Source organism: Phycisphaeraceae bacterium (assembly GCA_019636795.1).
Classification (GTDB): Bacteria; Planctomycetota; Phycisphaerae; order Phycisphaerales; family UBA1924; genus JAHBWW01.
In genome coordinates this window covers 348,641-370,103 of the sequence record JAHBWW010000004.1, presented here as the reverse complement: position 1 = coordinate 370,103, position 21,463 = coordinate 348,641, and the positions used below count along the sequence as shown (strand labels likewise).

Here is a 21,463-nt window from a genome sequence, read left to right as displayed (position 1 = left end):
GGGAGGCAAGTGTAGGGGGACGGGGCCAAAGGACCAAAAGGACCCGCACCGCTGGTCCTGCCCGGCTTTTGGCTTCGACTTGTGGCTTCGGCTTTTGGCTTCGGTTTTGGGCTTCGGTTTTGGGCGTCGGCTGAGGCGCGAGCGTTGATCTGCGCTCTTCCTCATGAGCCGTCCCCTTCTTTTCACTCACCTCTTGAGCCCTCCCCTGCTTTTCAATCACCTCTTGATCCCTCCCCTGCTTTTCACTCGCCTCTTGATCCCTCCCCTGCTCTCCTCTGGTGGTTCTCATGCTCCCTGCTTCTCCCACGGCTCCCACGGCCTGTTCGGGTCGCGGGTACTGGTGTTCGGGCGGGCGGGCGAGTCGTTGCTCGCTGCGAGGCTCTGTTCGGGTCGTCTGAGGCGAGTTTTGGTGCGTTCGGGGGCTGCTTGCATCGATTCAACATTCAATTGCATCGATGTAAGAGAAGGTTTGATCGATCAAAGAGGCTGTTTGATCGATACAACAGGACATTTGATGCGTGAAAGTTCCGGTTGTATCGATGAAAGGCGCGGCCGGATCACTCGGGAGGGCTGGCCGCACCACGCTGTAACGCCCGGCCTGGTAGACTCCGCGAGCATGACTGAGGACTCCAGCAAACATTCGCCGCTGGTCGCGAGCCGAGCCGCGTACTGGGCGCCGGTCGCGGACTTTCTGCGGGCGCCCGATGCCGCAGTGCTCGCCGCACTCGTGCGGGGGAGCGACTTCGCTGTCGAGACTGCGCAGCGCGACGCGTGGATCGAGCAGGTCTCAGTCATGCGGATGGCGCTGGCTGGGTTCCCGGGTGGCGGGTTCCCGGGTGGCGGGTTCCCGGGTGCATGGATCGGGTTTGAGTACGCGGTCCCGCGTGTCGGCAAGCGGATTGACACCGTGGTTGTTGCTGGGGGCGTGCTCTTCGTCATCGAGTTCAAAGTCGGAGAGAGTCAGTTCACTGCCGGCGCCCGCAATCAGGTGTGGGATTACGCACTCGACCTGCGGAACTTCCACAGCACCAGCCACGATAAACCCATCGCGCCAATTCTCGTCGCGACGCGCGCCCCGTCCGCGCTGGTCGACCTGACCTGCATGAGCGACCACGATGGCGTGTTCCGTCCGATGCAGGCCACCCCGGACCGGCTGGCCGACGCGATGCAAGCGGCGCTCGACCACTCAGCCGGGCCCGACATCGACGCGGAGCGATGGGCACAGGGCCGCTACCAGCCGACACCCACGATCATCGAAGCGGCGCGGGCGCTCTATGGCGGTCATGGCGTCGAGGCGATCTCACGCAACGACGCCAGCGCGATCAATCTATCGCAGACCTCCGAAGCGATCGCGGCAATCATCCGGGCATCGCGTGACGAACGACACAAGTCCATTTGCTTTGTGACCGGCGTGCCCGGCGCGGGCAAGACGCTCGTAGGGCTCAACATCGCCACCCAGCACGTCGAGACCGACGACAGCCTCTACAGCGTGTTCCTCTCGGGCAACGGCCCGCTGGTCGCGGTCCTCCGCGAGGCCCTTGCGCGCGACAAGGCCGAGCGGCAGTCGGCGAGGGGAGAGCGCGGACGACTCGGAGAAGCTCGAAGTGCGGTCAAGGCGTTCATCCAGAACGTCCACAACTTCCGCGACGAGTGCCTTGTGGACGAGGCCAGCCCGCCGATCGAGCATGTCACGCTGTTCGATGAGGCCCAGCGGGCGTGGAATCTTGAGTAGACCGCGAACTTCATGAAACGCAAGCGGAACCGGCCTGACTTTGCGATGTCCGAGCCGCAGTTCCTGCTTTCGTGCATGGACCGGCACAAGGACTGGGCTGTCGTGGTCTGCCTGGTCGGGGGCGGTCAGGAAATCCACCGCGGCGAGGCGGGAATCGCAGAGTGGCTCACCGCCTTGCGACAGCACTTCACACATTGGCACATCCACATCTCGCCACACCTGCATGATTCGGAGTACGCCGCAGGCGACGCGCTGGACATTCTTGGCCGCGAGGCCCGCGTGCATCCTGATCCGAAAATGCACCTGGCGGTCTCCATGCGTTCCTTCCGGGCCGAGCACGTGTCGAGCTTCGTCAAGCACCTGCTGGATCTTGACGCGGACCGGGCGGGAGAGTACTACCGAGCCATCAGCGACCGCTACCCCATCGTGCTTACACGCAGCGTGCGGACGGCCAAGGACTGGCTGCGCTCGCGGGCCCGTGGAACCGAGAGGTACGGAATGGTCGTGTCATCGAGTGCCCAGCGACTCAAGCCGCACGCGATCGATGTGCGGGTGTCGGTTGACCCGGTGCACTGGTTTCTCGACGATCGCGTCGATGTGCGATCGTCGTATTACCTCGAGGATGTCGCGACGGAGTTTCAGGTGCAGGGGCTCGAACTCGACTGGGCGGCCGTGGTGTGGGACGGTGATTTCCGGCACACGCCGAGCGGGTGGCGGCACTTCTCGTTCCGCGGCGAGCGATGGGAGCGGGTGAACAAAGCCGATCGGCAACTGTACCTGAAGAACGCGTACCGCGTGCTGCTCACGCGGGCGAGGCAAGGCATGGTCATCGTGGTGCCCGAGGGCGAGGAATCGGACCCGACACGGGCTGGGAAGTTCTATGACCCGACATTCGACTACCTCCGCGATCAGGTGGGGGTGACCGTGCTGGGCTAGGCTATTAAGCAGGCTACCATGTGCTCGTGGACTTCAACCATGACGGCGTTGTGGATTCGACGGACTACGCAGCGTTCGCGTCGCTGTACACGGCCGGGGAGAACCTCGGCCGCGGCAACCTGAGCCGCAGCACAACCGACAACCGCATCGGCTACGCGGGGTACCGGTGGGACCGGTTCATCTCGAAGTATCATGTGCGGAACCGGGTGTATGAGCCAGCGACGGGCCGGTGGCTGAACAGGGATCCGATTGGCTATCAAGCGGGCAGCATATCCCTGTACGAGTACACCTTGTCTCGCCCACTAGTGCTTGTAGACCCGCTAGGACTAGATCCTTACTCGGACGAACGCGACTGTCGGAAAGACTGTGCTCGTCGGCACGGTGGCTACCCAGGCTATACGAGAGAAGCACCATACAGAGACTGCATTAAAGGCTGCAAGAAAGTGAAGGAGGCATGGGTACGGGCTCCAGACGACATCCCGGGCATGCCTGGTCAGAAGTTCTGCTCGTGGGACAACTGTTTCCAAATTTTGGGGGACAATGAGACAGGGGCAGATGTAGCCGTCATTTCCTGTCATGCAAACGCTAAAGACGGGCCGTACTTCGAAGATAAGGACGGAGTTAAGCATCGATTGGGCGACCCCTCGACTTGGCCGGAAGAGTGGGTCGAGGCCTTGCAACAGTATTCTGGGGTCGTGTTCTATTGTTGCTACATTGGCAACACAGACTATCCGCAGAAGATTGCTGATCGCATCGATTTACCGGTGAGGGCACCAGGCCGCAACTATTCACCGGGCGGCGGGCCAGTAAGTATCCCAGGGGAGGTAATTTGGCCTCTCGTCGATCCTCGGCACCCGGGCATCTTGTATGAACCTGGAGGTAGGCCAGCTACCCCGTATGTTCCTTGGCCGAGCATCGATCCTACAGCGGATCCATATCGACTCCCAAGGCACAAAGACGGTGGAGGTGGGGGCGGGGGTGGAGGTTGGTAGGCTGTGCAATGTGTAAAGGTGTACCATTATGTCCGATTCGACCTCAAATCAGCATGGCTTCGTGACCTATCTTCTGTTGCTCGTCGCAAGTGTGATTATTAGCGGACTGCAGTGGCCGTTGCTTTCGTGGACCATTCGCCATGGATTGCGTTTCGATTCAGGCAAGGCTGCAATGCTTAGTATATGGAATATGGGCACACTTGTTATTGATATAGCATTCATAGCCGCATGGTTGGCAATCCGTCCCGCGGGTGTTATGAGAGCCGGCGCATTGGCGTGCGTTTGGCTGGGATGTTGGCTGTTGCTACTTCCTGCAGCAGTTCTAGTTTCGTGGGCCTTGCACTGATCTGCAGCGTCAATTTTTTATGCACAAGCACAACGGCACCTACGACCTGCTTTCTGACTTCAACCATGACGGCGTGGTGGACTCGACGGACTACGTGGCGTTCGCGTCGCTGTACACGGCCGGGGAGAACCTCGGTCGCGGCAACCTGAGCCGCAGCACAACCGACAACCGCATCGGCTACGCGGGGTACCGGTGGGACCGGTTCATCTCGAAGTATCATGTGCGGAACCGGGTGTATGAGCCAGCGACGGGGAGATGGCTGAACAGGGATCCGATTGAGTACGACGCGGGGACGATGAACTTGTATGAATACTGCGGCTCGTACCCGCAGCGATATGTCGATCCCCAAGGCCTTGACATCGGAACCGGGTGGCCTCGTGAGGAGTGGCATTCAAGAACGCCGAGAAAGCCATCGCCCACCTTCAAGAAACCGCCAAAATCGGTTCCGGAGGCGTTGCTACAAGGCGCTGTCGAGGGGTTCTTCTGTTGGTGCGAGGGATTCTCGGAAACACTTTTCTTAGGACTCGTTGATATTGACGTGAGTCCCTACCTCTATGATCCGTCCGACCCGAGTCTGGATATCTCTCGAAAGATGGGGATGGTGAGTTGCGTGGCTCTCGAGGGGGCCGTCGGTTGCAAAGCGTCCGGGTTCAACGCAAAGTGTGCCGTGCATCCACCTCACGCTGGCGGTCCGCACCAGTTCTGGCACCTCCAGATCAATTGGTGGCGGCGGGGCGTTAAGGGGAGTGGTGGAGTGTTTCGGTATCCTTGGTGGATGAGTCGGTGATGCCACCTGACTCTGCCAATGCCGATTGGGGCAAGAGACTGTCCGGGCTGATCCACGATATGTGGTTTTCAGTCGATGACCTGCCTCTTGGTCAAATTCAGGATAATCTTGTCATTCCTCTTCGAATGAAGCCGAAAGATCCGCCTTGCGCGCGGCTTATCATTCCCAATGCTCGGGTGGTTCGAGTCGTTGATACTGAACGCATTGGTCTATACGATATTAGTCATGTACTCGTGCAGATGCCAGAGCGCGTCTTAACTATTATTGGCAACATTCCTATTCGCGTCGATATTGCGATGGACGATCCGTGTGAAGCGTATGTAGAGTCTTGAAGGAACCTTTGCTCGGTTTCGGAAATTCGGACTGGCCGCCGGCGCGAGGACTCGGATGCCGCGGCCGAGGTTCGGCGGGTGGCACCGACCGCAACCGTTGATTCACGCCACCCGTGCCACCCCGCCTGTGCCTGGCAAGGGGATCGGTCGGCACCTTCCATGGGACTGGTGGTTCTAGGTAACAATGCTATGACACACGACAACCGAAAATGCGACACCCTGCCCCTGCCGCTATTTGTTCTCCTGCCTGATGAGGGAACGATCCGTGTGATTGAAGGACTTGGAGATTTGGTCTGGCATGAGCAACAGGATCTTGACGATGAAGTGCATTGGTGCTGGGACGAACAGGGCATGCGATACCGTCTTCGTGTACAGGGCGGCCGAGGCTATTTTCTTGAACCCGCTACCACCAATGAAACTGATCTGTTCCTGATTATTGCTCGGTGGGTTCTCTTCTGGAAGAGGCAAGAGTCGGGGCGCTCTCCGCATTTGGGAAACTACGATGTGCTAAGCAAGTGGGTAAAATCGAGCGGACGGAGAAACCGGGGCTAACGGCGCATGGGACATATGAACGCTGGCGGATCATCGAAACCTACCGGGCGGTCGAGTCCGGCGGCAGTCTCACGCTCGACTCTGACCCCAAGGAAGTCATCGTGTATCACGCTGCGGGCGACGGGGGTTTCGGGACGGCGTCGTACATCGACGCGGTCGTCCTCCGTGACCGCGACGCGACGAGCACGTCGAACTCGGACCCGGCTGAGACCTGGCTGTTCGCGTCGGACGGCGTCCTCGAGGAGCGGGTCTACTACCTGCAGGACTGGCACCAGGATGTGGTGCAGCTGATCGCCGACGACGGGTCGGCCGTCGAGCGGGTGCATTACTCGGCTTACGGCGTGCCGTTCGGGCTTCATCCTGCCGACATGGACCTCGACGGCAATGTCGACGGGGCGGACTTCACGAAGTTCACCGCGCTGTACAACGGCGGCTACCATGTGCTCGTGGACTTCAACCATGACGGCGTGGTGGATTCGACGGACTACGTGGCGTTCGCGTCGCTGTACACGGCCGGGGAGAGCCTCGGCCGCGGCAACCTGAGCCGCAGCACAACCGACAACCGCATCGGCTACGCGGGGTACCGGTGGGACCGGTTCATCTCGAAGTATCATGTGCGGAACCGGGTCTTTGATCCCGCGACGGGCAGATGGCTGACGAGGGATCCGATTGATTATGCCAGCGGCTCCGCCAACCTGTATGAGTACGTATTTTTAGCGGCCTTCGCGCGGCTGGACCCGATGGGGTTGTTCGCTGTCTCCGGAATCTTTGACGGCGTCAAGGACTGGTGGCACGACATGAGAGACGGCGTCGATGTCGTGATCGACTATTGGGACGACGTGTTCACCGGGAAACGGTCGATTCAAGAGGTCATCGACGATTCGCGCGATCCCGGGGCCATACGAGAGATCCAAGATGCGCTTGCGTGCTGCGACTACATCCCTGGCGCCGATGTGATCACGATCCCATTGACAGTGGGTTTGGAGCTCTGGAATCCGGATGGGAGCATCGTCAACGCTTGTACGACCACCCTGTATTCTCTGAATCCCATACCGGGTGGTGGAAAACTAAAGCCGAAAGCTGGGCTTCCTCCTTCCCAGGGCTTGGTGCCAAATAATCCTGGATTCGGTCCCCCCCCGGGGGTCCGACGGGCACTCCAGGTGGATTTCCCAATCCAAAACGATCGCCGAAGGTCGACGCCCCGGGCTCGGGGGGCAAGCCGAAACATCCTGGATCGGGTCGTAATCCAGACGGCAGTTTGAAGGAACCAGGACAACAGTACGAAGAGATTTTAGAAGCCCAGCGGCGTGCTCGACAGCAGGGTAGTTGCGGAATCGAGAGCACTCAAAAATCGAAGCAGAAGGATGCCAAAGACCTGCAGGATTTTCTACGGGATCAAGAGAAGTGAGCGAGACTTTACAGATCCAACTTGAGCGAGCAACTCATGAATGTGACATGATGTCCGCAATATCGGCATCCGTGGGGCTGCTTGATCTAGACTTGGCTGGTGACCCCCTCAGTGCAAGCGGAAATGACAATGAATTGTACCGAGCTGTGTTCGCGGCATCTGTCGCGTGCGGCGCCGATTCTCTCAGCGGTTCTTGCAAGGCTCGAACGTGGGGTGCTGTAGCAAATGTCGCTGCCATGCATTCACTGGTCGATGCGCAGATACTTGCACTCGAACATTCTGTCGCGGCGATGCCCTTTGGACCACGGCTAGTCATTCTCGGCACACTGTATGGTCGTGCGGATAAAATCGAGAAGGCGAAGGCTGCTTTCGAAGAAGCGCTATGCCTTGATGCTGCCGATGACGAAGCGATGGCAAATCTGGCGTACTGGGTATACAGTCATTCCGATCCACCACGGGCCATTCGGTTGTATGAACTTGCTTTGGCCAGAAATAGCAACAATGTCTTCGCGGCTGAGCAACTGGCGTACCTCTTGGCTTCACGCGATGGAGTCTCATCGCAAGCAGTAGTTTTGCTAGAAGCAGCCTTGAATGCGCATCCTTTGGAGGCGACTGCCCGAGCAGTATTGGCCGATCAATGTTGGCGATTAGGCCGCATCGAGGAGGCACGAGTTCACTTTGCACTTGCGGCTGTGGTTGGATCAGAGGCTATCAAAAACATGTCGCTCCATTTTTTTTCGGAAACCGAGAACACCTCGTGGGTAGTGCGGAATGGCATGGCGTCGTTCACCAGTGGCTTAATGGGACATCATGAGTTGAGGGCATATGCAACTCAGCTTGATATCTTGGGTCTAGGGAGGCTTGCCGATCATATTAGAGTATTCTTATCCGCGTACAATTGTGGGACGGAATAAGATGGACGCATGACCCACTTCACTCGGGATTGCAGCATCGTCGCTTCTGCGAGCAGTGTTTCAATGCCCCGCCCGCTCGCGCGAATGTGAGGAGACCATCGTGTATCACGCTGCGGGCGATGGCGGCTTCGGGACGGCGTCGTACATCGACGCGGTCGTCCTCCGTGACCGCGACGCGACGAGCACGTCGAACTCGGACCCGGCTGAGACCTGGCTGTTCGCGTCGGACGGCGTGCTCGAGGAACGGGTCTATTACCTGCAGGACTGGCACCAGGATGTGGTGCAGCTGATCGCCGACGACGGGTCGGCCGTCGAGCGGGTGCATTACTCGGCTTACGGCGTGCCGTTCGGGCTTCATCCTGCCGACATGGACCTCGACGGCGATGTCGACGGGGCGGACTTCACGAAGTTCACCGCGCTGTACAACGGCGGCTACCATGTGCTCGTGGACTTCAACCATGACGGCGTGGTGGATTCGACGGACTACGTGGCGTTCGCGTCGCTGTACACGGCCGGGGAGAGCCTCGGCCGCGGCAACCTGAGCCGCAGCACAACCGACAACCGCATCGGCTACGCGGGGTACCGGTGGGACCGGTTCATCTCGAAGTATCATGTGCGGAACCGGGTGTATGAGCCAGCGACGGGGAGATGGCTGACGAGGGATCCGATTGATTATGCCAGCGGCTCCGCCAACTTGTATGAGTACGTATTTTTAGCGGCCTTCGCGCGGTTGGACCCGATGGGGTTGTTCGCTGTCTCCGGAATCTTTGACGGCGTCAAGGACTGGTGGCACGACATGAGAGACGGCGTCGATGTCGTGATCGACTATTGGGACGACGTGTTCACCGGGAAACGGTCGATTCAAGAGGTCATCGACGATTCGCGCGATCCCGGGGCCATACGAGAGATCCAAGATGCGCTTGCGTGCTGCGACTACATCCCTGGCGCCGATGTGATCACGATCCCATTGACAGTGGGTTTGGAGCTCTGGAATCCGGATGGGAGCATCGTCAACGCTTGTACGACCACCCTGTGTTCTCTGAATCCCATACCGGGTGGGAACAAGCTGACACCAAATGTTGGCCTGCCACCAACCAAAGGTGTGTTTCCGAAAGCACCCGGTACAGGCTTCCCTATACCGGACCCAGCCTCCATCGGCAGGCCACATACTCAAGTCATACGGAAGGAGGGACGACGAGGAGTCTATACGCAGGGTCGCGAGTGGGGAACGGATCCCAACTGTCCCGTTCGTGACATTGACTTCACTGATCACGGCCGTCCTAATCTGCATCCCAATCCCCATCAGCATCCCTGGACACCAACTCCATCTGGTCCAAAACGACAGGGTCCCAAGCCGTTCGACCCAAAGAACCCGTAAACCAAAGAGATCGAGCCCCCACATGATCGAGATTCGTATTCCACCGTTGGGGTTGAGACAACTGTCGGATGAGCCCTTCTTCTGCACCGGGGCCCAGGTCGCAGCCGTCATGCGAGTGGTTGATGATATCCTGGGACCATTACTTTGGATTTGTTCCGATGTCTCGGCAACGTCGTCGCGCGGGTCTCCACTGGCGGGCGGTGACGTACTGATCGGCAGTATTGTATTGGGGGCCACAGTAGATGCTGTGACCCCTGTAGAGGATATTGACCAGTTCCTCAGTGGTGTACTGGCCGGCGTTGACCATAATGTCACGACAACGGACGGCATAAAAATTGCGGCAACAGAGGAGCAACCGAGGTTCTTGAACTGGCCTGTGGAGACAGAAATTCACATGTTTGATACAACCTGCATCTTTTTATACTTTAGAGAGGGAATGCACGCGCACGCCTTCATTAACGCGTTGCAGAAGCAGAACGTCAAAGTGGACTATGCGGAAGTGCAATAGGTGGGAGAGGATGTCCACTGCCAATGACACACCCAACGGGTTATCCGGCGTGCCGTTCGGGCTTCATCCTGCCGACATGGACCTCGACGGCGAGAGTGCTTGCACGAGTTCGGGTTCGGTCCATCGGGTGCCAGAGGGCATGGCGGCCAGTGTACCTGGTGCAGCGCGATCGTGGGAAAGGGGCCGGGACTGGGGGATTGCGTTCACATCACGCTCTGGCCACATCGCTGCCCGTTCCTTATTTCCAACATGGCAACCACCCGCCCACACCTGGGGGGCTGGCCGCAGGACTGGGCTGCTTGCTCCAAAAACTTCCTCAAGATCATTCAATCGCACTTCAGTCGCGATGCGCAGGCTCCGATGCAGTAGCATGTCGCAACTCGGCGGCATCGAACACGCTCTTGAAGGAGATTCATCATGGCCGCAGTGTTACCAAGTAGTCGCGAAGACCTCATCGCCTTCTTCATGGCCCGCATCGCCAAGTGGGGCGCTTCGGCTTCAGATATAGGGCTCAGTGCTCAACAAATCGCCGAACTGGCGTCCCTGCTGAACACAGCCCAGGCTGCCCACACCGCCGCGATCGCATCACGCATCTCATCGAAGGATGCGACCCTCAACTATCACATCGCCACCGACGCGCTGCGCGCTTTCGGCGGCGACATGGTCAAGGCCATCAAGGTCGAGGCCGAGATCACCAACAATCCGAACGTGTACGCCGTAGCCTCGATCCCGCAGCCCGCATCCCCCACCCCCGCCGGGCCGCCCGAGCAGCCGACCAGCCTGGGCGTCACGATCAACCCCGTGACCGGCGCACTGCGCATCACCTGGAAGGGCTCGGTCAGTCAGAACGCGTACTTCAGCATCTATCGCCGCATCGGCGGCACCAGCACCTTCACACTGCTCGATTCGACCGACAACAAGTTCTACGAAGACGAAACCATCCCGGAAAACTCGACGAGCATCGAATATTACGTGCAGGCCCGCCGTGAAGACTTCCGAGTGGATTCGACCAGCCTCATCGTTCGCTTCGGACTCGGCGGCATGAGCGTGAGCGTCGGCACGGCCATCGGGCTGGCTGCCTGACGCGCCACGCAATCAACCCCGTACGCGCAGCGAGCAGTCGAGCGCGGGGAGACACGATTTTGAATGCAAGCACAACGCGGCCCTGCACCTGGGGCCGCGTTGTGCCTTGCGCTGCGAAAGCAGACCGATCTTCAGCGCCGACGACGCAGTGCGAGCAGCCCGCCCGACAGCACGAGCGCCGCGCTCGCCGGGGCGGGCACGATCGGGGCTGCGAGCGAAAAGCCGTTGAACGTGCTCGACTTGATGACCGTCAGCGAGTCGATCGCGACAAGTGACATCAGCGTGACTGTAATCGCCGGATTGAAGAGCGTCACCGTCGAGCCGTCGATGAGGTATTCTCCGGTCACCGCATTGAACGACCAGCCGGGCATGTCGAGCAGGTCGGGATTGCCGCTGTCGCGACCAAATCCCCAGACATATTGAGGCACACTGAGCCACGGCGTCGTGATCGCTGCGCCGCCGGCATCGGTTGCCAGCAACCGGAACGTCTCGCCCCCGCCCGAGCCGCCATCGACATCGCCGAAGTTGAAGAAGGTGCCCGCCGGGAGGTTGCCGGCGTTGAGCCCGCCGAACAGGTAACGCGTTACGCCCGCGTTGGTGTTGTTGGGCACAGGACCGAAGGCGCTGAACGTGCCCTGCCAGCCCCAGAGTACCGGAGCCGACCAGGTTCCCGTGAAGGATGTGGGGTGCACGACGCCGCCGATCGTGTGCACGACGCCCGGCTGAGGGACCTGAATCGGCGTCGAGAGCGGCATGTGGGTGCCGGCACCGGTCAGCGGCTGGGCCGAAGCCGAGAACGACGCGGCAGCGAGCACGATGGTGACAATCGATGAAATCTGCATGAAAGGCTCCTTTGGTCTGCGGTGTGCGAAATGCGAGATGCCCGGCCCATAGTGGCCCAGCACCCGGCTTCTGCACGAAGAGGCGGAATCTCTCAGGTCATGTAAAAGTTTTTTTTCGCTGCTGGCGGCAGTCCTCAAGGCATGAGGCCGGATGCGCGATGATGGCCCTGCGCGATGAATAGAGCGTGATGGAGCATTCATGAGTGCCGGTGGACGCGGGATGGTCGCGTCTTCAGCGCTCCATCATGAGTGCAGCGAGCGAGCCGCCTGTTGCACAAACCCGTTTTTCAGGCAGATTCCGCCGGTCAGGTTCGGGGCGTCAGCCTCAATCTGCCAGAAGTTGGTGCGCAACGATGCAACTGGCTTGTGCCCGTTTCACAAATCCTGTAGACTTCCCATCTTACCGGCGGCGGGCATGCCCGCCGCAGAGCCGGGGAATTCGTCACACAGCTCGAACAGGGGAACCAGAAGCATGAAGTTTGTTACCGCAATCGCGCTCGCGAGCGCCTGTACTACAGCCCTATGTTCCAACACCGCTGCCGCACAAGCGGCCCCGGTTGAAAATCCGATCAGGCATGGGTTCGATCGCTCCATCTTCATCGCACACCAGGGGCGAAAGACCGAAGAGAACATGGAGATGTACGGCGTGGTCCGCACCGACAGCTTTCTCTTCGGCGGAAGCGTGTATGTCGCCGGCACTCCCTCGAACAATGTCTACAACCTGGACACATTCCTCACCAGAACAGAGGAAATCCTGACCTGGCGCATGAACAACCAAATCGCCGAGCGCTTTCCCAATCACTACCAGCAAGCCGTCGATCCCCGAAGCGGGCTCACCTATTTCTTCGTTCCTGCCGAACGATTCAATGGCCTGGTCATCATGGATATCGAAGGCGAGAACCTCGTTGTCCACCCCGACAAGCTCCTCAATCACTACCTCCATACCAATTGGAACGGCCTGACCGGGCACGCGCTGGTCAATCGCATGATGGAGCAGTACGGGCTGTGCGCCATGGTCACCAAGCGAGCACTGCCCGGAGCAAGCGTTGGTCTCTTCGGGATCGTCACCAGCAGACGCAACGGCACTTCCAGCGAGGAATACGTCCGCAAGGTCAACTTCTTCAAGCAGAAGGCTGCGGCTCCCGAGAACTGGCTGCGCGATGTTGATTATCTCTGCCCCACCATGTGGTCGGCCTGGGCACCGATGGACGAGATCGTCAGTTGCCAGGCTTCGGGAAACACCATTCGCGACTGCGCGGCACGATATTACGGCGCGATCGACGTCGCCATCGGGGCGTTCACCAGAGGCCCGCTCATTGACTACACCGGATGCAACGGCAACCCCGCGGATCCATACTCGGGCTGTGCCAATGTCACGCCCAACCTGTGGCTGGACCCGGACCCCGTGCGCGATGTCACGGGCCGCGCCTTCAAGATCTGTCTGCTGCTCACGGTACAGGTCCGCAATCAGGCGTCCTGCGCGCACGAGCGATTTCTGGTCGAGCCGGATGTCGATCCGGGGCTTCACTCGACGCTGCGGGTCTTCACCGCGTATCTCAATGACCTCGTCTTTGTCCAGAACTCATACCTGGTCGACTGCTACGCGTTCTGGACACCCGGCGATATCCCCTTCGGGCCAACCCGGCTCACCATGAACGCGCTCCCGTTCCCGCTGCTGGGCGACTATACCGGCGATGGTCGCGTCGACGCCGCCGATGACCTCGTCTTTCAACAGAGCTTTGAAGTTCGTCATCCGCGCGCCGACCTCAACGCCGATGGCGTGGTGGATCGCATCGACCGCATGATCATGGATATCCAGATGAACAACAACCGGCCTTGAGAGCATGAGAGGGCGGAGCAGACGAATGACAAAGGCCGCCCCACCACTGGAGCGGCCTTGCCGTGTTGATCTCGTTGCGACTGAGCAGGTGCCGTGCACTCAATACCGATAGTGCGCCGGCTTGTACGGCCCATCGACCGGGACGCCGATGTAGTCAGCCTGATCCTTGCGCAGTTTTGTGAGTTTCACGCCCAGCTTTTCGAGGTGCAGGCGTGCGACTTCCTCGTCAAGTTTCTTGGGCAGCATGTAGACCTTGTTCTCGTACTTGTCCTGATGCTGGTGCAGTTCCATCTGCGCAATGACCTGATTCGTGAAACTCGCACTCATCACGAAGCTCGGGTGCCCCGTCGCACAGCCGAGGTTGAGCAGACGCCCCTCGGCCAGGATCAGGATGCTCTTGTTCTGGGCTTTGAACAGGAACTCGTCGTACTGCTCCTTGATGTTGATACGCTCGACGCCGGCGTCCTTCATCAGTTTTTCCATCTGCACCTCGTTGTCGAAGTGGCCGATGTTGCCGATGATGGCCTTGTTCTTCATCTTGCGCATGTGATCGAGCGTGATGATGTCCTTGTTGCCCGTGGTCGTGATGAAGATATCGGCTGTCTCGACGACATCCTCGAGCGTGAGCACCTGATAGCCCTCCATCGCGGCCTGGAGCGCACAGATCGGATCGATCTCGGTCACGATCACGCGGCAGCCCTGACCCTTGAGCGCCTGGCAGCAGCCCTTACCCACATCGCCATAGCCGCACACCACCGCGACCTTGCCCGAAAGCATGACGTCGGTCGCGCGGTTGAGCCCGTCGAGCAGCGAGTGGCGACAGCCGTAGATGTTGTCAAACTTGCTCTTGGTCACGCTGTCATTGACATTGATCGCGGGGAATGGCAGGAGGCCCTGCTCGGCGAACTGATAGAGACGGTGGACGCCGGTGGTGGTTTCTTCGGATACGCCGCGAATCGCGCTTGCAACTCTGGTCCAACAGCCGGGGCGTTCCTTTTCCTGCTCGATCAGTTCGCGGAGGAACGCGCCGAACTCTTCGGGATGCTCGTGCGGGTTAAACGCGGGAATGGAGCCGTTTTTCTCATACTCCATACCCTTGAGCACCATCATCGTCGCATCGCCGCCGTCGTCGAGGATCAGGTTCGGCCCGCCACCATCGGGCCAGTTGAGAATCTGCCGCGTACACCACCAGTATTCGTCGAGCGTTTCGCCCTTCCATGCGAAGACGGGGACGCCCGCGGGCTTGTCGATCGTGCCGTTGGGCCCGATGACCACAGCTGCGGCTGCCGAATCCTGAGTGCTGAAGATGTTGCAGCTGGCCCAGCGCACGTCGGCGCCAAGGGCGGTGAGCGTTTCGATCAGAACGGCCGTCTGCACCGTCATGTGCAGGCTGCCGGCGATGCGAGCACCCTTGAGGGGCTTGCTCGCGCTGTAGCGCTCGCGCAGCGCCATCAGGCCCGGCATCTCGTGCTCGGCCAGCCGCAGTTCCTTGCGGCCCAGGACCGAGAGTTTCAGATCGCGCACTTTGTATTGCATCGTTCCTGTGGCCGTTCTGGCCGTGTCGGGCGTGGTCATCATCGATGTCATGGTGGTCTCCGTGTTGAGTGATTAGGTTGCGTTCCGTCTGTTCATTCATCGAGAACGCGTGTTCCCGTTGTTGTGCTGTGTCTTTTCGTGTCTTCAGATCCATGCTGCAAGGGCGAAGAGACCGGGGCCGTTGCCGTCGTTGGTGCGTGACAGCGGCCGCGTACGTACCGACTTGAACCCCGCTTCCTGAAAAACCTGCGCGAGCAATGCCGGATCGAAGCCCTGATGCCGATGGCCCATGCGATGACGAAACTCCGATCGCTCGTGCTCGTACATGTCGACGATGAGCACTCCCCCACCGCTGCGACTGCTCCGCAGCACGCGCCGGAGTTCCTTGGCCGCAGCCGCGAGATCTTCGACATGATGCAGGACGAGCAGGCAGACCGCGGCGTCTATCTCGCCCGATTCGAGCGGCAACGCCTCGGCCGAACCGAGCCGGAACTCGACAGTGCCCTCTTCGCCGATGCGCCGCCTTGCCGCCTCGAGCATCGGCGCGGACTGATCGACCGCGATGACGCGCTGGGCGATTGGTGCCAGCACAGCGGCCGCGTTGCCGGTGCCACACCCGACATCCACGATGACCCAATCGGGGCGAATCAGTCCGAGCAAGGCTTCCTCTGTCAACTGATCACCAAACAACTCGCGCCGCAGCGCATCCCACTCGCCAGCGACGCGCCCAAAAAACGAAAGACTGTCAGTCTGACGCTCGGCTAGCACAGATTCGAGCCTGCGACTGTCCTCGGCCAGTTCGCCGCGATCGTCAATCTGCGTGCTCAGAACAGTCCACAACTCCCGATCGGCCTCGGGCAATTCGCCGGGCACAACTCGATAGTAAGTCGCAGTGCGTTCGGTCCGACTCAGCACCCAGCCGGCGTCGGACAGCAGTTTCAGATGCCGACTCACGGTACTCTGGGGGGCTTGCAGCACGCGCGCCAGTTCGCCCACACTGAGTTCCTCGCGTTCGAGAACCCGCAAGGCCCGCAGGCGGGCAGGCTCACACAGGATCGTCAGCCGATCAATGACGGGGGCCAAGACGGCACCGGGCTTCATGGGACATGCCTCATTCGGATTGCGTTCGTAGTATCCATCCGTCAATCCGGATAGACAGTACAACGCTCCGCGGCCCGAGTCAAGCCGTCCCTCGATCACGACCATGCCGTCAGTTTGAGATTGCCGGAGCAACGGCAAACCCTGGCCCGGGTACCTGACCCATCGCGCGGAGCCGATCCCCTGCTTCGGCATCGGCGGGATCGAACCAAAGTACGGTTCGCCAGGCGGCGATGGCTTCGGGCTTGAGTTCACGCGACTCGTAGAACCGCGCAATACGACGATGAGGTTCGGGCGAAGTTGCCCCGTCGAGTTTGACCGCAACGGCCAGGGCCTGCCGCGCGTCATCGGGGAGACCTGCCATCAACGAGAGGTCCGCCAGCGCGAAGAACCCCTCACTGGTGGGCATCTGATCGAGGAACTGCCGCATGAAGTCAAGGCCTTGCCCCGGTCGATCGTTGCGCACCATTGCCTCAGCGAGCAGGGCAGCGTTGTAGGTGTTCAGAGGCTCGACGTCGTACACCGCCCGCAGATGAGGCTCGGCTTCGCCCGGGCGGTTCAGTTTCAGCAGCGTTTCGCCCACTCTCGAGCGCACAAGCGTGGAGCCTGGCTTGCGATCGAGATATTCCTGATAGTCGGCCAGGGCCGCGGCGTAATGACCGTATGCAAAGTGAGCATTCGCATCGCCCCGGACATCCGCGAGCGAGCGGCGATACGTCGACTGGCAACCCATGAGCTGGGCGATGAACATACCAAGGGTCACTGCCAGAATCAGGCTGAGATTCTTCATGAAAAGTCTCCATCGGGGTCGTCATTGACCACGCGATCATCGTACACCCGTTTGTATCGTCCAGTTGGCACTACGATGCACCATGTCCGAGTTCGTGCTGCTCTGTCACACTCTGCCCGACGGCACCTGGCACCACGACTGGCTGATCGAGCAGCTGGACCCCGCGGAGATGGCGCGACCCCTGCTTTCGTTCCGTACAGCGGGCAGACCCGATCTTGGGGAAGACTTCGAGGCCGAGCGGGCCCCCGACCACCGCATTGAATATCTCAGATTCGAGGGCGAACTGTCCGGGGGACGAGGGACGGTGCGCCAGATCGCCGGAGGTCGGGCCGAAATTCGGTCCATGACCGGAGACATGCTCGCGGTGGACCTGTTCGTAGGGGGGAGACGCTTTTGCTTTGCTGGAAGGGTTTTCGAAGGCAATCGATGGAAATTTGCCTGTGCTATCCACAACCCGGGGGGTTAAGGCTTGCGTTGTGGGCTAATTCTGGTACCCTGACCGATATCAAGAGGGAGCGTGCCGCCCGTTCTGGGCAGTGTGTTCTCGAGATGCGTGATTCACGCGCTATAGGAGATCGGCCATGACACGCCCCCTGTTCGAACTGCAACGACCGGACTCCGGCAGCGGCGGACTTCGCCCGCATGAAGATCCGACCCCTATTCCATCTATACCCGTTTCCGGATTGGGCGGGGGGGGAGATCGAGCAGTATCACCCGCCGCCGGCTCGGCTGGAGGATCCTCGAAGATCCAGGCGTTCGAGCAGAAACTCGGTTCGCGACACTCTGAGAACTGGAACCGCACACCCAACACGACCGGTACCGGCGCGATTCACGTCAAGAGTTTTCACAGCAAACTCACCGGCGATTCGCTCTCGTTTCTCGATGCTCAAATCAACGAGTGGCTGGACGCCCACCCCGAATACGAAGTCAAGATGGTGACCACGTCGGTCGGGGAGTGGACCGGCAAACTCAAGGAACCGAATCTGATCGTCAATGTGTGGGTTTGATTCACCCGCCTGCGTCACGCACTGCGTCCTGAACCATGCGAATCGCAAGGGCGACAGGCGGTCGGTGCGCATCGGGCTGGGCGATGCTCATTGCCCTTCGGCATCGTTCGATCTGCTTCTGACAGGACTGGCCCTGCTTGAGCACCTGAATGTCTGCCAGATTGTCGTAGACATCGGCAAGTTTGATGAGCCGTGATTGCCAAGGCCCCTGGGCCAGACGGCGGTCGTAGTCTGCCTCGCGCTCGGGTTCGGGCAAGAGCATGTTCTTGGACATCGCGACAACACACGCCGCCACCTTCGCGCCGAACTGCTCGTTGATATCGTCGTAATCGACGGTAGTGTCTTCGATCGTGTCGTGGAGCAAGGCTGCGGTAAGCGCGGTGAGATCATCGCATTCGAAGACGTGGCGGAGAGTGAGAGCCACGCGAAAGACATGGGCGACGTACGGAGTTTTCCCGTCCTTGCGCGTGTGGTGACGATGAGCATCGGCTGCAAAGTTCACCGCGCGCTGCCAGGCTGAATTCGGATTCATACCTCACTCCTTGAGATCAGGAAGCCTGACTCGAACCGGGCTCAGGTCGTCGCACGAATGGCATCTTCGGCACTTTCGATGACGAACTTGCACTTCTCGGGGTTGCCGCCGTGCTCGTCAAACAGCACCAGCTCGTTCTCGCCTTCGGCCAGATCGCTCGCTGCGAGAACGACCGTATCGGTCGGCGGCACTGGCGTGCCATTGGCCAAGGCTACAAAGTAGCGGCAGACATGCTTGCCATTGAGAAACACCTGGCCCTTGGTCATGCCGGTGAGATGAAGCGTAATCGCATCGCCAGTGGACGGGGCTTCGAATGTTGTCTTCCACCACGTCGGAATCGGCGCACGGTTCGCGCTGGACTTGCCGACTGGCGCAAACATCGAATCCATCGGCTTTTCCCACTTTGCGAATGCCCAAGTGCTCTTGGCGGTAATCTCGGCATCGCCTTCCCATACAGTCAGGACCACGCCGAGTTTCTCGGCAACGGCATTGACTTGTGCTGTGGCGACATCTTCGTCACCAAACTCGTGCACCATCGCGAACTCGATGGCATTGTTGCCACGTTTGAGTGTTTCGCCATCGAGCACAATCGAGGCGTGCTCGCCGGCTTCGAGGTAGCGGACCGGCTGATCGTTGAGAATGAGCAGCCCCCGCGTCGGTGAACCCGCGACCGAAACAAACAATGGTGACTTGCGCCGATGGGCAATCGTCCATGACACACGCGACGGATGCGTCTGGTCATCATCACGCACGCCAAAGAGAGGCGACTTGAAGGTCAGCGGACTGAGTGGTGTGCCTTCGACAATCCGCGGCTTGCCGATCTTGACTTGGGTTACTTCCCACAGTTGATCGCAGAGCCCTTTCTTGCCCTCATTACAGTTCGAACCTTCGCTGACATACCCCATGTTGTCAGCAAGAAGTACGATGGTGTGCTCACCTTTCTTGAAGGACACGCCGAGGTGTTCTGTCGCGCCGGGACCTCGACCCATCACCCCAACGGGCACGCCATCGAGAAACACCTGAAAACGATCGCCACTGGTCGGGGCAGCGATGGTGCACTTCTTCGCAGCGCCGACTTTCTCGGTCGCGCGGTACCACCCATAGCCCTGCGGCGAACCAAGTTGGCTCAGCGGAGCAGGCGACGGGATGGTTGCGAATCGCGGATTCGTTCCGGCGGCGTGTTCGATCGTGTCGGCTGCTTCCCACACCCCGCGCGTAATTTTCGTTGTCTTGGACTTGCTTCGTGGCGTCAGGGTTTGTGTGCTCACTTCGCCCTTGGAAGAGATGCGGGTGCATCGACCTGTGCCAAATGGCTTACCCGATGCGTCAATCCCGGTGACGCCGACGTAGACCGCTTCGGTCCCGATGAATGTTTCCTCGATCTGCTGATCGCTGCACACCACGACGGTGATGCCTTCGTGCACCAGAATCGTGGGAGTTTTGGCTGAGGGTACATCAACTTCGAGTGGCGAACCATTGATCGCGATTCGACCGACCGTGCCTGGGCCACCGAACACAACGATCGTCTGCCCGCAGACTCCGAGGACGCAGAGGCTGGAGTAGGTCAGAGTGCTTCGACCGCTGATGTGCGCGTCGAACAGGCACCAGTGAACCAGTTTTCCTCCGAGATCGACCGGCAGGTACGACCCATCGGCGAGCATGAGATTGACGCTGCCGCGAGTCTTGGCGTTCGAATGTGCATTAGCCGAGAAGATGAATGCGACAGAACCCTGCGAACCCGTGCGATGGACGACGGTGGGCCCGAAGTCGGCGCGTCCGGCTTTGGATTCTCCGGGTCGAATCGGATCGAGCACGACAGAGTGATTCTGCGGATCGAGGTGTGCGAAGACTTTGCCGAATGTCGAAGCAAACGTCGAGATCGTGCGGACATGATGGAAACGGGCGGTGGGCCTGCCGAGTACATCGATGGGTGCCTGAAGTTCGTTCACCGGGCCGAGAAACGGCGATTCGGCATGCAGCATTTGTCCGCCCCAGAATCCTGGAGTCTGACCGGCTGCGAACGGAATGAAATTGTACTGCCCCCCGCCCGCAAGAATTTCGGCCAGGCTGCGTTGAATGACCTGCGGATCCATGGGCTCGGGCTCAGGCAAGCCGAGTCGGGCCGGTGTCTTGGGGCCGAAGTCGATGACCATGCGAGGCTGGTCCGGGAGTACCGTACCCAGTTGGCGCATGATCGAAAGCATGTCGCGTTCGCCGACCCAGCAATCGATTTCGCTCTCGACACCTTGCCAGAGGTTGTTGGCGTTGATCATCGGGACCGTGAAGCCGGACTCACGGAGATAGCGGTTGAGTTCGCCGAGGTAGGTTGTGCCCATGTCCTTGTGGCTGCAGGTCCATTGGGTTTCGACCTGAATCAGCAGGATCGGCCCCCCGCGACCGGAGGACGTCACCTGCAGGGTGCGAAGTTGGCCGGAAAGGGCTGAAATGTATCGGCTGCACGATTCGTGGAAGGGCTGGTTTGGCGCTCGCAGTTTGACGCCATCCTTGGCCAGAATCCACGAAGGGATGCCGCCGAGATCCCACCCATCGCCGATGTAGGGTCCGGGACGCAGAATGCACCACATGCCGGCTTCGGCCACGAGTTCGACAAAGTGGCGGATGTCGTTATTGTCGGTGAAGTCGAACTGCCCCGGCCTGGGCTCGATGCGGCACCACGGGATTGGCACCTCGATGGTGTTGAACCCGGCAAGGCGAGCAGCATGGATGCGATCCTTCCATTGCGCTCGCGGGATACGAAACATCGAGAGACTCGCGCTGATGATCCAGATCCGGCGACCATCGATCATGAAACTGCGCCCGTCGTACGTGATTGATCCCATGCTGCGTTGC

20 protein-coding genes are annotated in these 21,463 nt (G+C 59.9%); 14 read left to right on the top strand and 6 right to left on the bottom strand.

The genetic code is table 11. The features are described 5' to 3' along the window. The first annotated feature begins 616 nt into the window (after window positions 1–616). The 11 genes from KF757_10580 (at window position 617) to KF757_10530 (ending at window position 10,968) form a co-directional block, all read left to right on the top strand. The gene (locus KF757_10580; GenBank protein ID MBX3323426.1) at window positions 617–1,732 is read left to right on the top strand and encodes a DUF2075 domain-containing protein; all 1,116 of its coding nucleotides are present in this window, start codon (window positions 617–619) and stop codon (window positions 1,730–1,732) included. A gap of 12 nt (window positions 1,733–1,744) precedes the next feature. Then, the gene (locus KF757_10575; GenBank protein MBX3323425.1) at window positions 1,745–2,668 is read left to right on the top strand and encodes a DUF2075 domain-containing protein; all 924 of its coding nucleotides are present in this window, start codon (window positions 1,745–1,747) and stop codon (window positions 2,666–2,668) included. Between the two features lie 20 nt (window positions 2,669–2,688). Further along, window positions 2,689–3,660: an RHS repeat-associated core domain-containing protein gene (locus KF757_10570; protein MBX3323424.1), complete on the top strand. Its 972-nt coding sequence runs from the start codon at window positions 2,689–2,691 to the stop codon at window positions 3,658–3,660. A 365-nt stretch (window positions 3,661–4,025) separates the two neighbouring features. Continuing rightward, window positions 4,026–4,793: an RHS repeat-associated core domain-containing protein gene (locus tag KF757_10565; protein ID MBX3323423.1), complete on the top strand. Its 768-nt coding sequence runs from the start codon at window positions 4,026–4,028 to the stop codon at window positions 4,791–4,793. After that, the gene (locus tag KF757_10560) at window positions 4,790–5,125 is read left to right on the top strand and encodes a hypothetical protein (protein MBX3323422.1); all 336 of its coding nucleotides are present in this window, start codon (window positions 4,790–4,792) and stop codon (window positions 5,123–5,125) included. The genes KF757_10565 and KF757_10560 overlap by 4 nt, the downstream gene beginning before the upstream one ends. A 159-nt stretch (window positions 5,126–5,284) precedes the next feature. Continuing rightward, on the top strand, window positions 5,285–5,677 hold the full coding sequence (locus KF757_10555; protein MBX3323421.1) for a hypothetical protein: 393 nt from the start codon (window positions 5,285–5,287) through the stop codon (window positions 5,675–5,677). After that, entirely contained in the window at window positions 5,641–6,939 is a 1,299-nt protein-coding gene (locus KF757_10550; protein ID MBX3323420.1) for a hypothetical protein, read from the top strand. Before KF757_10555 ends, KF757_10550 begins: the two co-directional genes overlap by 37 nt. A 142-nt stretch (window positions 6,940–7,081) precedes the next feature. Continuing rightward, a complete protein-coding gene (locus KF757_10545; protein MBX3323419.1) occupies window positions 7,082–7,999 on the top strand; it encodes a hypothetical protein in 918 nt (305 codons plus the stop codon). 100 nt (window positions 8,000–8,099) lie between these two features. After that, window positions 8,100–9,377, top strand: coding sequence for a hypothetical protein (locus KF757_10540; protein ID MBX3323418.1), 1,278 nt, complete (start codon window positions 8,100–8,102; stop codon window positions 9,375–9,377). Window positions 9,378–9,399: 22 nt separating this feature from the next. Further along, entirely contained in the window at window positions 9,400–9,885 is a 486-nt protein-coding gene (locus KF757_10535) for a hypothetical protein (GenBank protein MBX3323417.1), read from the top strand. Window positions 9,886–10,302: 417 nt separating this feature from the next. Continuing rightward, the gene (locus KF757_10530; protein ID MBX3323416.1) at window positions 10,303–10,968 is read left to right on the top strand and encodes a hypothetical protein; all 666 of its coding nucleotides are present in this window, start codon (window positions 10,303–10,305) and stop codon (window positions 10,966–10,968) included. 131 nt (window positions 10,969–11,099) lie between these two features. Here the strand turns inward: KF757_10530 and KF757_10525 are convergent, their stop codons facing one another. Continuing rightward, window positions 11,100–11,810, bottom strand: coding sequence for a hypothetical protein (locus KF757_10525; GenBank protein MBX3323415.1), 711 nt, complete (start codon window positions 11,808–11,810; stop codon window positions 11,100–11,102). Window positions 11,811–12,282: 472 nt separating this feature from the next. Between KF757_10525 and KF757_10520 the strand changes: the two genes are divergently transcribed. Then, entirely contained in the window at window positions 12,283–13,650 is a 1,368-nt protein-coding gene (locus KF757_10520) for a hypothetical protein (GenBank protein ID MBX3323414.1), read from the top strand. Window positions 13,651–13,749: 99 nt separating this feature from the next. Here the strand turns inward: KF757_10520 and ahcY are convergent, their stop codons facing one another. From ahcY to KF757_10505, 3 genes are all read right to left on the bottom strand, one after another. Then, window positions 13,750–15,237, bottom strand: coding sequence for an adenosylhomocysteinase (ahcY, locus tag KF757_10515; GenBank protein ID MBX3323413.1), 1,488 nt, complete (start codon window positions 15,235–15,237; stop codon window positions 13,750–13,752). Window positions 15,238–15,330: 93 nt separating this feature from the next. Continuing rightward, entirely contained in the window at window positions 15,331–16,287 is a 957-nt protein-coding gene (locus KF757_10510; GenBank protein MBX3323412.1) for an ArsR family transcriptional regulator, read from the bottom strand. A 109-nt stretch (window positions 16,288–16,396) separates the two neighbouring features. Then, complete coding sequence (locus KF757_10505; protein ID MBX3323411.1) at window positions 16,397–17,074, bottom strand: hypothetical protein; 678 nt, start codon at window positions 17,072–17,074, stop codon at window positions 16,397–16,399. A gap of 82 nt (window positions 17,075–17,156) precedes the next feature. Between KF757_10505 and KF757_10500 the strand changes: the two genes are divergently transcribed. Both KF757_10500 and KF757_10495 read left to right on the top strand, forming a co-directional pair. Next, a complete protein-coding gene (locus tag KF757_10500; GenBank protein MBX3323410.1) occupies window positions 17,157–17,540 on the top strand; it encodes a hypothetical protein in 384 nt (127 codons plus the stop codon). Window positions 17,541–17,655: 115 nt separating this feature from the next. Next, on the top strand, window positions 17,656–18,081 hold the full coding sequence (locus KF757_10495) for a hypothetical protein (GenBank protein ID MBX3323409.1): 426 nt from the start codon (window positions 17,656–17,658) through the stop codon (window positions 18,079–18,081). A 1-nt stretch (window position 18,082) separates the two neighbouring features. Here KF757_10495 and KF757_10490 read toward each other — a convergent pair whose 3' ends face one another. After that, window positions 18,083–18,613, bottom strand: coding sequence for a bifunctional (p)ppGpp synthetase/guanosine-3',5'-bis(diphosphate) 3'-pyrophosphohydrolase (locus KF757_10490; GenBank protein MBX3323408.1), 531 nt, complete (start codon window positions 18,611–18,613; stop codon window positions 18,083–18,085). 41 nt (window positions 18,614–18,654) lie between these two features. Beyond that, window positions 18,655–21,453 carry a beta-galactosidase gene (locus KF757_10485; GenBank protein MBX3323407.1) on the bottom strand — a complete coding sequence of 933 codons (2,799 nt, stop codon included), beginning with the start codon at window positions 21,451–21,453 and terminating at the stop codon, window positions 18,655–18,657. Window positions 21,454–21,463 lie beyond the last annotated feature (10 nt).

Excerpts from the sequence above, each read along its gene's own strand:
- KF757_10580 (MBX3323426.1), top strand. The coding sequence starts at position 617 with ATGACTGAGGACTCCAGCAAACATTCGCCGCTGGTCGCGAGCCGAGCC.
- KF757_10575 (MBX3323425.1), top strand. The coding sequence starts at position 1,745 with ATGAAACGCAAGCGGAACCGGCCTGACTTTGCGATGTCCGAGCCGCAG.
- KF757_10565 (MBX3323423.1), top strand. The coding sequence starts at position 4,026 with ATGCACAAGCACAACGGCACCTACGACCTGCTTTCTGACTTCAACCAT.
- KF757_10555 (MBX3323421.1), top strand. The coding sequence starts at position 5,285 with ATGGGACTGGTGGTTCTAGGTAACAATGCTATGACACACGACAACCGA.
- KF757_10535 (MBX3323417.1), top strand. The coding sequence starts at position 9,400 with ATGATCGAGATTCGTATTCCACCGTTGGGGTTGAGACAACTGTCGGAT.
- KF757_10530 (MBX3323416.1), top strand. The coding sequence starts at position 10,303 with ATGGCCGCAGTGTTACCAAGTAGTCGCGAAGACCTCATCGCCTTCTTC.
- KF757_10525 (MBX3323415.1), bottom strand. The coding sequence starts at position 11,810 with ATGCAGATTTCATCGATTGTCACCATCGTGCTCGCTGCCGCGTCGTTC.
- KF757_10520 (MBX3323414.1), top strand. The coding sequence starts at position 12,283 with ATGAAGTTTGTTACCGCAATCGCGCTCGCGAGCGCCTGTACTACAGCC.
- ahcY (MBX3323413.1), bottom strand. The coding sequence starts at position 15,237 with ATGACATCGATGATGACCACGCCCGACACGGCCAGAACGGCCACAGGA.
- KF757_10510 (MBX3323412.1), bottom strand. The coding sequence starts at position 16,287 with ATGAAGCCCGGTGCCGTCTTGGCCCCCGTCATTGATCGGCTGACGATC.
- KF757_10505 (MBX3323411.1), bottom strand. The coding sequence starts at position 17,074 with ATGAAGAATCTCAGCCTGATTCTGGCAGTGACCCTTGGTATGTTCATC.
- KF757_10500 (MBX3323410.1), top strand. The coding sequence starts at position 17,157 with ATGTCCGAGTTCGTGCTGCTCTGTCACACTCTGCCCGACGGCACCTGG.
- KF757_10495 (MBX3323409.1), top strand. The coding sequence starts at position 17,656 with ATGACACGCCCCCTGTTCGAACTGCAACGACCGGACTCCGGCAGCGGC.
- KF757_10490 (MBX3323408.1), bottom strand. The coding sequence starts at position 18,613 with ATGAATCCGAATTCAGCCTGGCAGCGCGCGGTGAACTTTGCAGCCGAT.
- KF757_10485 (MBX3323407.1), bottom strand. The coding sequence starts at position 21,453 with ATGGGATCAATCACGTACGACGGGCGCAGTTTCATGATCGATGGTCGC.